We start from the raw sequence: 15,645 nt of genomic DNA on the forward strand, positions 1-15,645 counted from the left end.
GGAAAGCCACCAGTCCGATAAGACCGGCAAATGCACACACCGCCGTGAAAACGGCGCCGTATGTATAATGCCAGAGAAGGGACGAGTGACGCATCATGTGGACCAATTGGGTTATCTACCGACGGGTACGCCACCGTAGTTGCTGATCAATGTGTGGGCCTGACCCGACTGGGCGTAGTCGATGAAGGCCTTCATCTCCTCGTCCAGCGTGCCTTCCTTGTAGATCAAGGCGAGGGTCACGGAACTCGGATAGCCCGGCTCGGTTGGATGGTGGCCGTCGATCTTGAGCACCGACAGTCCGTCTTCAAGCGGCTTCGAATAAGGACCGAAAGCAATCGCGCCTTCGACTTCGCGCGCGCTGGAAATTGCTTCCTGGGTGGTAAGGGCCGTTTTCGAGCGCGGCGAGAATTCCATTTCCGCCCAGCCCGGCATCGACGATTTCAAAACCTGTAAAGTGCTGTCCGCATCTTCACGGCGGACGAGGCGAACACGCAGATCGGCACCGCCCAGTTCAGACCAGTTGGCTATTTCACCGGTATACAATTTGACGAGTTCTTCACTGGTCAAAGCATCGATACCGGTGGACGGATGCGTGAAGATTGCGCTGGGGATTTTTGCAATCGGCAGGTAAACGAGGCCATATTCCACCTCGCTGTCCTTCAAGGGACGCGCGACCCGGCCCAGGCGCTCCGTGCCGGAGCTGACGGCGGCGATACCGCCGCCCGAGCCAATGCTCGGTGGAATTTCAAGATTGATATCGGGACGATTTTCGACAAAGCCCGCACCAATTTCCTGAAGCATTTCAAGGCCGTCACCGGTACCCACGACTTTTAGCGGGCCCTGTGCCGACGACACGTCAGTGTGTAAGAAAAAAGTGCAAAGGGACAATGCCAAGGCAAAAGCCAAACTACGCATTTTTATCACCCAAAAATTGACGGTACTATCTAGAGTGACATATTCAAGTTAACTAAACGCTAAACCACCGCGATAAATTACAATAAATATGTAGTCTAATTTGATCTTGGAAATAAAAATAAAATAACGCCGAAATTAAACTGAAATCGGTTTTGGGCAATATTTGCCTAGTAGGAACAATTTACCGACTTAGCAAATTCGTTCACCCAATAAATTGACAGGTACACATGACCTGACTGCGAGCAAGAAAGATGTATTCGATTCAACCTTAGATTTTCTTTTCACACCGACGTTAAGTTGCATGATTTATGCTGCAGGCTAGATTCACTGCTGATCGACGCCTACATCGAATTCGCGAAGCCTGCAGAAATACAACCGCATGCATGCCTGAACCTTGCGGGCTCGATTTTCGACCCCACAAGCGGTGGGCAACAGGGCTGCCATTCAACAAACCAGCGGCGCGGCGCTGGCCCTCACTACCAGCTCTACATCAACCATTACCGGTTCCATCACGACGTCTGGCTTGGTGTGCGCAACGTCAATACAATCCAGCAGGAGGGAAACTGCCCTGGCACCAAGCGCTCGCCGGTCCTGCCGAATGGTTGTAAGTGCAGGGACATAAAACTCCGACAGCTCGATATCATCGAACCCGACGACGGAAATATCCTCCGGAACGCGGACACCATTTGCGGTCAGGGTCGAGATCAGCCCGAAGGCAACCTGGTCAGACGCACAGAAAACCGCCGTTGGCCGATCATTCATCGCCAGGATCCTCTCACCGGCCATCCGGCCGGATTCCAGGGAAAAGTCGCCCCGGATGATCCATTCCTCACGGGCAGGCAGCTCCAGCCTTGCACGTTCCGCCAGCATGCCTTCGCGCCGGGCATGCGTCAGAACATTTTCCTGCGGACCCGTGATATGGGCAATCTTGCGATGGCCAAGGTCATACAGGTGCCGGACGGCCAGTTGCGCCCCGCGAACGTTGTCACTGCGCACGGAAGGCAACGCCACGTCGTGCGCCCATTCACACGCAAAGACGATCTTGCCGGAGACGCCGTTGTCTTCGAACAGCTGCAATTCCTGGTGGGAAATCGCGCCGTCCAGACAGATCATGCCGTCGATCTGGGCGTCCAGAAAGTAGTCGACCACGTGTTTGCCACTGGTCGCATGGTCCTTGGTATCGGCGATCAGGACCGAATAGTCACGGTTGCCGAAGGATGCACTTATCCCGGCCAGGATCTGGGAAAAGAACGGATTGCCGAGGTTTGGCACCAGAACCAGGATGGCTCCTGCCTGCTGGGTACGCAGGTTACGCGCTGCCCGGTTGACCCGGTAACCGGTAGAGCGGATCGCCGCGAAGACGATGTCGCGGGTTGCCTCTGTCAAAAGTTCAGGATTGCTCAGCGCACGGCTGACTGTTGCGGTCGATACGCCCGCCTCTTTGGCAACATCTTGAATTCGCGCTATTTTCTGGGCCAAGGCCTTCTCCGGTATTTCTCTTTTTTGAGCCTGGGCGCCTGCCGCCATGACGGCGGGTTCGTCCTCGAAACTGTCTGATCCGACATTCCGGGTTGACACAAGTCCGTTTCCCGAGAATGATGAATGTAATCGATTACATATAGCATACAATAAAATGTAATCGATTACAAAATGCGGTGGAGGCCGCATGGTGAGGACAATCGGACAATTCAGGTTCGATGGGAGGAAATGATGAAAGCACTACGTGCAGTTTTTGCAGCAACGACCGCCCTTTGTGCAGCAACGGCCGCGAATGCGACCGACCTGGAAGTTACCCACTGGTGGACTTCAGGCGGTGAAGCGGCTGCGGTTGCCGAATTCGCAAAGGCATTTGACGCGACCGGCAACAAGTGGGTTGACGGTGCGATTGCCGGTTCCGGCGGCACAGCCCGCCCGATCATGATCAGCCGTATCACCGGTGGCGATCCGATGGGCGCAACACAGTTCAACCATGGCCGCCAGGCAGAGGAACTGGTGGAAGCCGGCCTGATGCGCGACCTCACGGACATTGCAGAGGAAGGTAACTGGAAAGAAGTCATCCATCCCTCCAGTCTGCTCGACAGCTGCACGCTGGATGGCCGCATCTATTGCGTTCCGGTCAACATTCATTCGCAGCAGTGGCTCTGGCTGAACAACAAGGTGTTCGAGGACAACGGCCTGGCGGTTCCGACCAACTGGGACGAATACGCTGCCGCAGCGCCCAAGCTTCAGGAAGCGGGCATCGTGCCGCTGGCCATGGGGCAGCAGCCCTGGCAGACGACACTGGCGTTCCAGGTGCTTCTCACCGCGCTCGCCGGACCTGAAGCCTATACGAAGATCTTCGGCGAGAAGGATGCAGAGCTTGCCGGCAGCGAGGAAATGGCAAAGGTCTTCCAGGCCGCCGCGACTGCTCGCGACATGTCCAAGGACTCCAACGTCCAGGGCTGGAACGATGCCACCACCATGGTCATCACCGGCAAGGCCGCAGGCCAGATCATGGGTGACTGGGCGCAGGGTGAGTTCCAGGTCGCCAACCAGGTTGCCGGCGAGGACTACACCTGCCTGCCCGGCCTTGGCGTCAACGAGGTCATCATGACCGGTGGCGACGCGTTCTACTTCCCGAAAGTGGACGACCCGGCCATCACCGAAGCCCAGGGCGAACTGGCAAAGGTCATGCTTTCCCCGGAAGCCCAGGTTGCCTTCAACCTGAAGAAAGGCTCGCTGCCAGTGCGTGGCGACGTCGATCTGGCGGCTGCAAACGACTGCATGAAGAAGGGCCTCGACATCCTGGCCAAAGGCAATGTCATCCAGTCTCCGGACCAGCTGATGTCTGCCGACAGCCTGACTCAGGTGAACGACCTCTTCGTCGAGTTCTTCAACAACCCGTCCATGACCGCTGAAGACGCACAGTCGATGTTCGCGTCGATCGTCGGCAACGCCGACTAACAGCGGAAAAAGGCCCGCCGCCCGCGCCGCACGGTCCCAAGTTTACCGGGACAGCGGCCAGGCGGCGTCCTCCAGCCCTGCGCGCTCCGGCGCGCAGGGAGCGCCCGACATCACCCTGGACGTCTCGACAAGGAAGTTTTCGGCATGGCCGCAGCTACGCGCCCCGCGAGGTGGCATCGGAACATCAGCGCCAAGGTGGCCGCGGTTCCGATGATCATCACCGCCGTGGTGGTCTTCATCGGCGGAACCGCCTGGACGGTTCTTTATTCCTTCACCAACTCCAAGCTCCTGCCGCGTGAGAAATTCGTCGGTCTTGCCCAGTACGACCGGCTGTGGAGCAGCAGCAAGTGGCTGATCTCCATCGAGAACCTGGCCATCTACGGAGCTTTCTCGCTGATTTTCTCGCTGCTGATCGGCTTCATGCTGGCGGCCCTGCTCGACCAGAAGATCCGGTTCGAGGACACGTTCAGAACAATCCTGCTCTATCCCTTCGCGCTCAGCTTCATTGTCACGGGTCTTGCCTGGCAGTGGATTCTCAATCCCGACTTCGGCATCCAGCACGTGGTGCGCAGCCTCGGCTGGGAGAGTTTCAATTTCGACCCGCTCTACAATCCCGAGATCGTCATCTATGGCATCCTCATCGCCGGCCTTTGGCAGGGAACCGGGCTGATCATGTGCCTGATGCTGGCGGGTCTTCGGGGGATTGACGAGGACATCTGGAAGGCCGCCAAGATCGACGGCATCCCGATGTGGAAGACCTATATCTTCATCGTCATTCCGATGATGCGCGGCATCTTCATCACCGCAATCGTGCTGATCGCCTCCGGCATCATCAAGGTCTACGACCTGGTCGTCGCCCAGACCGGCGGGGGGCCCGGCATCTCCTCCGAAGTTCCGGCCAAATACGTCTATGACGCCATGTTCCTGTCGCAGAACCTCGGCCAGGGCTTTGCCGCTTCCACCATGATGCTGCTGACGGTCGTCATCATCGTTGTGCCCTGGGCCTATCTCGAATTCGGAGGCAAGCGCAAATGACCAAGACGCCCCACCTCCTCAATGGCTCAATGAAATACGATGCCGGCCCGGCCGAAGCCGGTCCCGACCGGGCACTCCGCCACGGCGACGGCACGCCATCCGGCAGCCGGATGGTCGAAGGCCCCGCCGGCCGCAAGCCACGCAAGGCGCTGTCCCGCAGGAACATCCTGATCTACGGCACGCTGATCGTCGTCTGCCTCTATTACCTGCTGCCGCTCTACGTGATGATCGTCACCTCGCTGAAGGGCATGCCGGAGATCCGGCTTGGCAACATCTTCTCACCACCGGTGGAGATCACCTTCCAGCCCTGGGTGAAGGCTTGGGCGGAAGCCTGCACCGGCCTCAACTGCGATGGCCTGTCACGCGGCTTCTTCAATTCGGTCAAGATCCTGATCCCGTCCGTGATCCTGTCGATCGCGATTGCCTCGGTAAACGGATATGCGCTTGCCAACTGGCGCTTCAAGGGCTCGGAAACCTTCTTCACGATCCTGATCGTCGGGGCCTTCATTCCCTACCAGGTGATGATCTATCCGATCGTGATCATGCTGCGGGAAATCGGCCTTTACGGCAGCCTGACCGGGCTGGTGATCGTGCACACAATCTTCGGCATGCCGATCCTGACGCTGCTGTTCCGCAACTATTTCGCCTCCGTGCCGCAGGAGCTGTTCAAGGCGGCGCGTGTGGACGGGGCCGGGTTCTGGGCGATCTACTTCCAGATCATGGTGCCGATGAGCCTGCCAATCTTCGTTGTCGCCATGATCCTGCAGGTGACCGGCATCTGGAACGACTTCCTGTTCGGCGTGATCTACACCAAGCCGGACCTTTATCCGATGACGGTGCAGCTCAACAACATCGTCAATTCCACGCAAGGGGTGAAGGAATACAACGTCAACATGGCCGCGACCATTCTGACCGGCCTCGTTCCCCTCACCATCTACTTCATCTCCGGAAAACTCTTCGTGCGCGGCATCGCCGCCGGTGCGGTGAAAGGCTAACGAGACGACCCATGGAACCAAGTATCTCCATCAATAACCTTTCCCTGAGTTTCGGAAGCCTGGATGTTCTGAAGGATCTCAACCTCGATGTCGGCCAGGGTGAATTTCTCGTGCTGCTCGGCTCTTCGGGCTGCGGAAAATCAACCCTTTTGAACTGCATTGCCGGGCTGCTGGACGTGACCGGCGGGCAGATCTTCATCGGCGGGCGCAACGTGACCTGGGAGGAGCCTTCCCAGCGCGGCATCGGCATGGTGTTCCAGTCCTATGCGCTCTACCCGCAGATGACCGTTGCCGGGAATCTGAGCTTCGGCCTGAAGAACGCGGGCCTGCCCAAGGCGGAAATCCAGGAGCGGGTGAACCGGGCTGCAAAGGTCCTGCAGATCGAACCGCTGCTCAACCGCAAGCCGGCCGCCCTTTCCGGCGGCCAGCGCCAGCGTGCCGCCATCGGCCGGGCTCTGGTGCGCGATGCCGACGTTTTCCTGTTCGACGAACCGCTGTCGAACCTGGACGCCAAGCTGCGGGCGGACCTGCGGGTCGAGATCAAGCAGCTGCACCAGAAGCTGTCCAACACCATGATCTACGTCACCCACGACCAGATCGAGGCCATGACGCTGGCCGACCGGATTGCCATCATGCGTGGTGGCCAGATCCTGCAGCTGGCCTCGCCCAACGAGATCTATAACCGGCCGGCCAACAAGTATGTGGCCGAGTTCATCGGTTCGCCGACCATGAATTTCTTTGAAGGAGAGCTGGAAGAAGCCGGCGGAAACTACCGGTTCACATCAGGCGGAAAGACCTTCTCGCTTGACGGATACACCTTCCAGAACGGCCCACCTGCAGCAGGCGCTGCCTGGTTCGGCATCCGTCCGGAACACATGGTCAGCGGCGCGGAAGCAGACACCGCGCTCGTTCGGTTGGACGGGCAGGTGGAACTTGTGGAGCCGCTCGGTTCGGACACGCTTGTCCGCTTCACCACCGGCGACCAGACGCTGTGGGTGCGCATGGACGGCCAGGCAAACATCCGGCACGGCGACGCAATCACGGTCGGGTTCGATCCCGCCCGCGCCAATCTTTTCGACAAAACCTCGGAATCCCGGCTCTAGGCCGGTCCCTAACCACTTCAGGACAATCAAGATGGATATTTCATTCCAGCTCTATTCAGCCCGCGAATTCACCCCATGGGACGGCGTTCTCAAGCGGCTTGCGGACCTCGGCTATACCCAGGTCGAGGGGTTCGGCGGAAACTACGAGAACCCGGCGGCCTTTCGCGACATGCTCGACGCCCAGGGCCTCAAGATGCCGTCGGGCCATTTCTTTCCGATGGAGCAGTTCGAAGACGACCTTGCCAAGGTGATCAGCACTGCTCAGACCCTTGGTATGGAAAGGATCTTCGTTCCCGCCGTGCCGCCCGAGCAACGCATTCCGGATGCGGCCATGTGGCAGTCCATCGCCGAGCGGCTGGAAGCCATCGGTCAAAAGGTCCGCGATGCCGGCCTGCGGTTCGGTTGGCATAACCACGATTTCGAATTCAATGCCTGCGCCGATGGCCGCCTGCCGATGGACATCCTGATGGAGGCCGCCCCTTCCATCGAATGGGAAGCCGATATTGCCTGGATCGTGCGCGGCAATCAGGACCCGCTCGACTGGATCGAGAAATACGCCAGCCGCATCACCACGGCCCACGTGAAGGACATCGCACCGGAGGGCGAATGTGCCGACGAGGATGGCTGGGCGGACGTCGGCCAGGGCACCATGGACTGGAAAGGCATCATGTCGGCGCTTCGCGGCGTCGGAGTCGATCTCTTCGTCATGGAACACGACAAGCCTTCCGACTTCGACCGTTTCGCCACCCGCTCCGTCGCGGCCTTCCGCACCTACTGAGGTAACCCCATGAGCAAGACACTTGGCATCGGCATCCTCGGATGCGGAAACATTTCGGCCGCCTACATGCGCCTCTCTCCGCTCTTCAAGGGCATCGAGGTGCGCGCCTGCGCCGACATCAATGAAGCTGCCGCAAAAGCACGTGCCGAGGAATTCGGCCTGAGAGCCGAAACCGTCGACGGCCTGTTGGCGGCAAGCGATATCGACATTATCGTCAACCTGACGGTTCCGGCCGTTCACTACGAAGTCTCCAGACGCGTTCTGGAAGCCGGCAAGCATGTCTATTCGGAAAAGCCATTCGTGCTCAGCCTGGAAGAGGGCGAATCCCTTGCCGCGATTGCGAAGGAAAAAGGCCTCAGGGTCGGGTCGGCCCCCGACACCTTCCTGGGCGGAGCACACCAGCTTGCCCGGCACCTGATCGATAGTGACGCCATCGGCAAGGTGACGTCAGGCACCTGTTTCGTACAGAGCCCGGGCATGGAAATGTGGCACCCGAACCCGGACTTCTTCTTCCAGGCGGGTGGTGGCCCGATCCTCGATCTCGGGCCTTACTACGTTTCCAACCTGGTGCAGCTACTTGGACCGGTGAAGCGGGTCTGTGCAATGAGTTCCGCCGGATCTGAATATCGCACCATCACCTCCGAGCCGCGCAACGGCGAAAAGATCAAGGTGGAAACACCGACGACGATCCACGCGGTGATGCAGTTCCAGTCCGGTGCCCAGATCACCTATTGCGCCAGCTGGGACGTGTGGCAGCATGGCCATTCCAACATGGAGCTTTACGGCCGTTCCGGCACGCTGCATGTGCCGGATCCGAATTTCTTCGGTGGTGAAGTGCGCATGACGGACAAGGGCAGTTTCGTAACCCTGTCGGAAGCCTGGAACCATCCGTTCTCCAAATCAAACGACCGTGGCCACGCCAATTACCGCACGGCAGGCCTGGCCGACATGGCCCTCGCCATCCTGGAAAATCGGCCGCACCGTTGCTCTTTGGAATTTGCTCTGCATGTTGTCGATGTGATGACGTCGATTCTCGCTTCTGGCGAGAGTAGGACTTTCATTGACATCAAAACCACCTGCGAGCGCCCAGAACCCCTGGACCCGCAGGCGGCAAAAGGCCTTTTAATATAACGGGATAGCCTATGACCTGGACAGCAGCGGAAACGCGCTACGACACCATGGAATACCGCCGATGCGGGAAATCCGGCCTGAAACTGCCGGTGATCTCGCTCGGCCTTTGGCACAATTTCGGCGACGACACGCCGCTCGACAAGAAACGGGAGATTGCCCGGACTGCCTTCGATCTCGGCATCACCCATTTCGATCTTGCCAACAATTACGGCCCCAAGCCGGGTTCGGCGGAAACCGCCTTTGGTGAACTGCTGCGGACGGATTTTGCGCCTTACCGGGACGAGATGATCATTTCGTCCAAGGCCGGTTATGAGATGTGGCCCGGGCCTTATGGCGAGTGGGGCAGCCGCAAATACCTGATCGCGTCCTGTGACCAGTCCTTGAAGCGGATGGGCCTCGACTATGTCGATATCTTCTATTCGCACCGCTTCGACCCGGACACACCGCTGGAAGAGACCATGATGGCCCTCGACCACATCGTGCGGTCCGGACGGGCGCTTTATGTCGGCATCTCGTCCTATAATTCCAAGCGGACACGGGAAGCCGCCGCCATCCTGAAGGAGCTGGGCACACCGTGCCTGATCCATCAGCCCAGCTATTCCATGATCAACCGCTGGGTCGAGGAAGACGGCCTTCTGGATACGCTCGACGACCTCGGCATCGGTTCCATTGCCTTCTCGCCGCTGGCCCAGGGCATGCTGACCAGCAAATATCTGAAGGGCATTCCGGAAGACAGCCGGGCGAACCAGGGCAAATCGCTGAAGACCCAGTTCCTGAGCGAAGACAACCTCGCCACCATCCGGGCACTCAACGACATTGCCGAAAAGCGCGGCCAGACACTGGCGCAGATGGCCCTTGCCTGGGTACTGCGCAAAGGCCGGGTCACGACGGCCCTGATCGGTGCGAGCCGGGGCAGCCAGGTAAAGGACTGCGTCGGGGCAGTCGCCAATCTCCAGTTTTCCGACGAGGAGCTGAAGCTGATCGAGGAAACCACCCGCGAGGCGGATATCAACCTGTGGGCGGCCTCGGCTGAACGGAAAGGACCCAGCCGGAAATGATCCGAAATCCCATCCTGCCGGGGTTCAACCCGGATCCCTCGATCTGCCGTGTGGGCGATGACTATTTCATCGCCACCTCGACCTTCGAATGGTATCCGGGCGTCCAGATTCACCGGTCGAAAGACCTGGTCAACTGGGATCTGGCCTGCCGGCCCCTCAGCCGGGCAAGCCAGCTTGACATGCGCGGCAATCCGGACAGCGGCGGCATCTGGGCACCGTGTCTTTCCTACGCGGACGGACGGTTCTGGCTGGTCTATACGGACGTCAAACGGCTGGATGGGAATTTCAAGGACGCACATAACTACATCGTCACGGCCCCTTCCATCGAGGGGCCGTGGAGCGACCCGATCTACGTCAGCTCACACGGGTTCGATCCGTCGCTGTTTCATGACGACGATGGCCGCAAATGGTTCCTGGTTCTGCAATGGAACCACATTTCAAATTCCGTCGGCGGGCATCCGCGCCATCCGGCCTTCGACGGCATCCTGCTGCAGGAATGGTCGGAAACGGAAGGCCTGAAAGGCGAGATCCGCAAGATCTTTTCCGGAAGCCCGCACGGTCTGACTGAAGGTCCACATCTTCACAAGCGCGGCGGCTGGTACTACCTGACGGTCGCCGAAGGCGGCACCGGCTACGGGCACGCCGTTACCATGGCCCGGTCACGGTCCATCGACGGGCCGTACGAGCTTCACCCGCAAACCCACCTCATCACCGCCAAAGACGATCCGGACGCGCCGCTGCAACGGGCAGGCCATGGCCAGATTGTCGAAACGCCGGATGGCGACGTCTACCACACCCATCTGTGTTCCCGGCCCCTGCCCGGACGGTTCTCGCCTCTGGGACGGGAGACCGCGATCCAGAAATGCGTCTGGCGGGAGGACGGCTGGCTTTACCTGGAAGACGGCGGCATGGTTCCGAAGGTTGAGGTGTCGGGTCTGACGGCGACAGAACCTCGCCCCGCTCAACGCGTGGAGCGCGTTTTCACTGGGGAAATCCTGCCGCCGGAGTTCCAGTGGCTGCGCACGCCTTACCCGGAGCGGCTGTTCACCCTGACGGGAACGGCCCTGCGCCTCATCGGGCGGGAAAGCATCGGCAGCTGGTACGAGCAGTCGCTGGTTGCCCGGCGCCAGGAGCACCTCGGCTACCGGGTAGAAACCACGCTCACCGACTTTGCGCCAACGACCTACCAGCAGGCGGCCGGACTGACGACCTATTACAACCGTCACAAGTTCCATTTTCTGTCCGTGAGCTGGACGGAACAGCTCGGCCGCTGCCTGACGCTGCTTTCCTGCCCCGGCGACTGGCCGGATGGACGCATGTCATTTCCGGCAGACCCTGTCGCGCTTGGCGGCGGACCGGTCGAGCTTGCCGTTGAGGTTGATGGTGCCCGCCAGCAATTCTTCTGGCGCCAGCAAGGCCGCGACTGGACGCCTTTCGGACCGGATCTCGATGCCAGCGTAATCTCGGATGAAGGCGGGCGCGGTGAGCACGGCTCCTTTACCGGTGCCTTTGTCGGTATGCTGGCCTTCGACATAACCGGGCAAGGCAAGACCGCCGATTTCAGCAGGTTTTCATACGCACCGGAAGGCACGTGAGCTCACACTCTAAGGAGATATTCATGGCTGGACTGATCAAGGGGCCCGCAATTTTCCTGGCCCAGTTTGCCGGAGACGACGCTCCGTTCAATTCACTTCCCGCAATCGCCAAATGGGCTGCGGATCTCGGCTACAAGGGCATTCAGATCCCGACCTTCGACAGTCGCCTGTTCGACCTCGACAAGGCCGCCGAAAGCGAAACCTATTGCGACGAGGTCAAAGGCATCTGCGCGGACGCCGGCGTCGAGATTACCGAGCTTTCGACCCATCTGCAGGGCCAGCTCGTGGCGGTTCACCCGGCCTATGACCTGGCCTTTGACGGCTTTGCACCATCCCAAGTGCACGGCAATCCGAAAGCCCGGCAGGCCTGGGCGGTCGACCAGATGAAAAAGGCGGCGATCGCCAGCAAGCGGCTCGGCCTCACTGCTTCCGTCAGCTTCACCGGTTCGCTGGCGTTTCCCTATCTCTACCCCTGGCCGCAACGGCCTGCGGGGCTGATCGAAGAAGCCTTCAAGGAACTGGCGGCACGCTGGAAACCGATCCTCGATGTCTATGACGAAAACGGTGTCGATGTCGGCTATGAAATCCATCCCGGCGAGGACGTCTTCGACGGCGCCACCTTCGAGATGTTCCTGGAGGCGCTCGGCGGCCATACGCGCTGCCAGATCAACTACGATCCGTCGCACTTCCTGCTGCAGCAGCTCGACTATCTGGCGTTCATCGATATCTACCACGAGCGCATCTGCGCCTATCACGTGAAGGATGCCGAGTTCAATCCGGACGGACGCCAGGGCGTCTATTCCGGCTATCAGGGCTGGGTCAACCGCGCGGGCCGGTTCCGGTCCCTGGGGGATGGCCAGGTGGATTTTTCCGGCATCTTCTCCAAGCTCGCCCAACATGGCTATGACAGCTGGGCCGTCCTGGAATGGGAATGCTCCCTGAAGTCTCCCGAACAGGGCGCCGCGGAAGGGGCACCCTTTATCGAGCACCACATCATCGAAGTCACCGACAAGGCCTTCGACGACTTCGCCGGCGGCGAGACCGACCAGGAGCAGATCCGCAAGATGCTGGGGCTGAGTTAGGGGCGAACCCACCGCGCATCCCGTTCCGGCATCCTAACCGGTCCTGATTGACGCAGCTTTGCCGCTATCCCGGTTGTCACCCCGGGTGACCGAAGGGTTACCCGGAGCCTGCTCATATCCAGAGATATGGTTGGGAGCGAAGGCTTTTGTAGACATCCGCCGCTTCGGCAAGCGGCCCAGAGAGTGGGCCCTGGATCTGCGCTGCGCTTGTCCGGGGTGACCGCTTTCGCAGTGGCTTCAATGGATCCGTTAACTGCAGTTTCTTGCCACTTGAGCGACAACCTCTCTCCGATTCAGCCTCCCTTTCCCACCAACCTCATCCTGAGGAGCCGCTCTGGCGGCGACTCGAAGGATGGGCCGCCTGTTCGGGATTTGCCGCCCATGCTTCGAGACGGACCTGACGGTCCTCCTCAGCATGAGGGTTTCCATAGAGGCTTGCTCTCACAGCAGCAGGTGCGAAACCGAGGGGGCGTAGAGCGCATCGACAGCGGCAGCCGTCGCACCGAGGGCGACCGCTGTTGCGCCGGACGTACCGATACGGATCCTGTCTTCTTCAAGCGAACCGTCGAGACGGCGGGGAAGCGGGGAGGCACTGTCGAGCAGCGCCTGGAGGAAGTCCGGACAAATGATGCCACCCAGGATCAGCGCTTCCGGGTCGAGCATCATCTCGATCATGTTGATCATCTGGCGCATGAGCGGCGCGACTTCGGCTATCCAGCCGAGGACTGCCGGATCTCCTTCGGCGAACAAGGCTTCGATCCGTCCAACGGAGCCTGGTTCCGTCGGCTCCAGACCAAGCCTTTCGCACAGCGCGTTGAGTGACAGATACCGCTCCAGGCAGCCGGTGTTGCCGCAGGAACAGGCCGGGCCTGTCGGGTCGATCACAACGTGCCCGATTTCGCCGGCGTTTTTCGTCGCACCCGGATAGAGCGCCCCGTTCAGGACGAAGCCGGCGCCAAGCCCCATGCCGAACTGGATGAAGGCAAAGCTGTTGAAGCTGCGGCCGATCCCGTAGACATGCTCGCCCAGCGCGGCGGCCGACGCGTCGTTCTGAAGGACCACCGGCAAGCCGATCGCCGACTGAAGCTGCTCGAGATTTTCCGGCGAGCCGAAATCCGAAAATGTGGTGGCATCGGTGCCGCTGGAGGTCTGCGATCCGGTTTCAAATGGGCCGGGAGCAGCAAGACCGACGCCGAACAGACATTTGGCCATACCGGGATGCGCCGCGCGGAACTCTTCTGCCATCGACAGGATCCGGCTGTTGGCTGCCTCGGGCGTGGCAGCGGCCATGGGAGCGGCCGACTGCCAGACGATGCTGCCCAGAAGATCGCAGGCAATCGCCGTCACAGAAAGACGATCGACATGAAACCCGAGACTGTAGGCATGATCGGGCTTGAGCTGCACCGTCATGCCCGGATGGCCACGCCCCCTGGCCTTCTGGGCGTGCATCTCGACAATGCCGCGGCTTTCCAGCTCACCGACGATGTTCTGCACCGTCTGGCGGGAAAGCGACGTGATTTCAGATATTTCCGTGCGACCGATCGGACCGCGCGTGCGGATGACTTCCAACACAACGCGGTGATTATGCGTCTTGGCGCGGGTCAGGTTTGTGCCGCTGGTCCGGAAGGATGCGGGGATCGGAGCACTGTCGTTCATGGCGCCAATAGACCAGAAATTATTTTTTCTATCAATTTGACAAAATAAAAAAACCGAACATAGGATGCTTTGCCTACACAAAAACCGGAGGGCGAGATGAACACGTTTGGAAAGATGATTTTGGGGTCCGCCTTCGCGACCCTGGCCATGACCACGACGGCATTGGCCGACACCACACTGAATGCACTTTTCATGAGCCAGGCGGCTTATAGCGAAGACGACATCAAGTCGATGACCGCCAAGTTCGAGGAAGCAAATCCCGGCGTCACGGTTGCGCTCGAATTCGTTCCCTATGAAGCCCTGCACGACAAGATCATTGCAGCGGCAGGTGCGGGCGATGACGGCTATGACGTTGTCCTGTTCGACGTGATCTGGCCGGCCGAATTCGCAACGCGCGGCTTCCTGCAGGATGTCACCGACCGCATTCCGGCCGACTACACCGACAAGGTTTTCGATGGTGCCTGGACGACGGTCGAATATGACGGCAAGCGCTATGGCATGCCCTGGATCCTCGATACGAAATACCTCTTCTACAATGCCGACATGCTGGCAGAGGCTGGCATTTCCGCCCCGCCCAAGACCTGGGCCGAACTGGCGGAACAGGCCAAGCAGATCAAGGACAAGGGCATTGTCGAATATCCGCTGGTCTGGAGCTGGTCCCAGTCCGAAGCGATGATCTGCGACTTCACCACCCTGACGGCGGCCAATGACGGCGCGTTCTTCGATGAAGGCCAGCCGGCCTTTACCGCAGGCGGTGCCAAGGATGCCGTTTCCTTCATGAAGGCAACGCTGGACGAAGGCCTGAGCAACCCATCTTCACGCGAATATTTCGAAGAAGACGTCCGCCGGGTGTTCTCCAACGGCGAAGCGGCGTTCGCCCTCAACTGGACCTACATGAATGCCCTGGCCAACGATCCGAAGGAAAGCAAGGTCGCCGGCAAGGTGAAGGTAGCTCCGGCACCAGGCGTCGAAGGCAAGTCAACCGCCTCCAGCGTCAACGGCTCCATGGGTCTCGGCATTCCCGCCAACAGCCCGCATGCAGATGAAGCTTGGGCCTATATCTCCTTCCTGACCCAGAAGGACGTTCAGGACAACTATGCCAAGCTCAGCCTGCCGATCTGGAAGGCGTCCTATTCCGAACCGAAGGTGATCGAAGGCCAGGAAGACCTGATCGCGGCGGCAAAAGAATCCATCGCTGTCATGTATCCGCGTCCGCTGGTGCCGTCCTACACCGAAGTCTCCGACATTCTCCAGAAGAACATCCATCAGGTCCTGCTCGGCCAGGCAAGTGTGGATGAAGCGCTGGAAGCTGCCGCAGACCGCGTCAAGCGCATCCGCTAAGTTTGCGACTGAC

General features: G+C 59.8%; 13 protein-coding genes. 10 read left to right on the forward strand and 3 right to left on the reverse strand.

Annotated elements, in window-relative coordinates; translation table 11 throughout:
- Positions 1 to 111 precede the first annotated feature (111 nt).
- The gene (locus HCG46_RS14825) at positions 112 to 906 is read right to left on the reverse strand and encodes a substrate-binding domain-containing protein (RefSeq protein WP_228870388.1); all 795 of its coding nucleotides are present in this window, start codon (positions 904 to 906) and stop codon (positions 112 to 114) included.
- Between the two features lie 453 nt (positions 907 to 1,359).
- Positions 1,360 to 2,394, reverse strand: a complete 1,035-nt coding sequence (locus HCG46_RS14830) for a LacI family DNA-binding transcriptional regulator (protein ID WP_168686616.1) — start codon at positions 2,392 to 2,394, stop codon at positions 1,360 to 1,362.
- A gap of 228 nt (positions 2,395 to 2,622) precedes the next feature.
- Here HCG46_RS14830 and HCG46_RS14835 point away from each other — a divergent pair, with 228 nt between their 5' ends.
- From HCG46_RS14835 to HCG46_RS14875, 9 genes are all read left to right on the forward strand, one after another.
- Positions 2,623 to 3,858, forward strand: a complete 1,236-nt coding sequence (locus HCG46_RS14835) for an ABC transporter substrate-binding protein (protein ID WP_022999280.1) — start codon at positions 2,623 to 2,625, stop codon at positions 3,856 to 3,858.
- Between the two features lie 144 nt (positions 3,859 to 4,002).
- Positions 4,003 to 4,893, forward strand: coding sequence for a sugar ABC transporter permease (locus HCG46_RS14840; protein WP_022999281.1), 891 nt, complete (start codon positions 4,003 to 4,005; stop codon positions 4,891 to 4,893).
- A 110-nt stretch (positions 4,894 to 5,003) separates the two neighbouring features.
- Positions 5,004 to 5,888, forward strand: a complete 885-nt coding sequence (locus HCG46_RS14845) for a carbohydrate ABC transporter permease (RefSeq protein ID WP_031268755.1) — start codon at positions 5,004 to 5,006, stop codon at positions 5,886 to 5,888.
- An 11-nt stretch (positions 5,889 to 5,899) separates the two neighbouring features.
- Positions 5,900 to 6,991 (forward strand): ABC transporter ATP-binding protein, encoded by a 1,092-nt coding sequence (locus HCG46_RS14850; protein ID WP_055656889.1) that lies wholly within the window; start codon positions 5,900 to 5,902, stop codon positions 6,989 to 6,991.
- Between the two features lie 31 nt (positions 6,992 to 7,022).
- On the forward strand, positions 7,023 to 7,769 hold the full coding sequence (locus HCG46_RS14855; protein WP_168686617.1) for a sugar phosphate isomerase/epimerase: 747 nt from the start codon (positions 7,023 to 7,025) through the stop codon (positions 7,767 to 7,769).
- Positions 7,770 to 7,778: 9 nt separating this feature from the next.
- A complete protein-coding gene (locus HCG46_RS14860) occupies positions 7,779 to 8,900 on the forward strand; it encodes a Gfo/Idh/MocA family oxidoreductase (protein ID WP_168686618.1) in 1,122 nt (373 codons plus the stop codon).
- 11 nt (positions 8,901 to 8,911) lie between these two features.
- Positions 8,912 to 9,958, forward strand: coding sequence for an L-glyceraldehyde 3-phosphate reductase (gene mgrA, locus HCG46_RS14865; RefSeq protein WP_022999286.1), 1,047 nt, complete (start codon positions 8,912 to 8,914; stop codon positions 9,956 to 9,958).
- Positions 9,955 to 11,553, forward strand: coding sequence for a glycoside hydrolase family 43 protein (locus tag HCG46_RS14870; protein ID WP_168686619.1), 1,599 nt, complete (start codon positions 9,955 to 9,957; stop codon positions 11,551 to 11,553). The genes mgrA and HCG46_RS14870 overlap by 4 nt, the downstream gene beginning before the upstream one ends.
- A 23-nt stretch (positions 11,554 to 11,576) precedes the next feature.
- Positions 11,577 to 12,635, forward strand: a complete 1,059-nt coding sequence (locus HCG46_RS14875) for a sugar phosphate isomerase/epimerase (RefSeq protein ID WP_168686620.1) — start codon at positions 11,577 to 11,579, stop codon at positions 12,633 to 12,635.
- 441 nt (positions 12,636 to 13,076) lie between these two features.
- On the opposite strand, the gene HCG46_RS14880 is transcribed toward HCG46_RS14875, so the two are convergent.
- On the reverse strand, positions 13,077 to 14,291 hold the full coding sequence (locus tag HCG46_RS14880; protein ID WP_168686621.1) for an ROK family transcriptional regulator: 1,215 nt from the start codon (positions 14,289 to 14,291) through the stop codon (positions 13,077 to 13,079).
- A gap of 114 nt (positions 14,292 to 14,405) precedes the next feature.
- Between HCG46_RS14880 and HCG46_RS14885 the strand changes: the two genes are divergently transcribed.
- Positions 14,406 to 15,632 (forward strand): extracellular solute-binding protein, encoded by a 1,227-nt coding sequence (locus tag HCG46_RS14885; protein ID WP_228148121.1) that lies wholly within the window; start codon positions 14,406 to 14,408, stop codon positions 15,630 to 15,632.
- Positions 15,633 to 15,645 lie beyond the last annotated feature (13 nt).

It is taken from the genome of Labrenzia sp. PO1 (genome assembly GCF_012273635.1).
GTDB lineage: Bacteria > Pseudomonadota > Alphaproteobacteria > Rhizobiales > Stappiaceae > Roseibium > Roseibium algicola.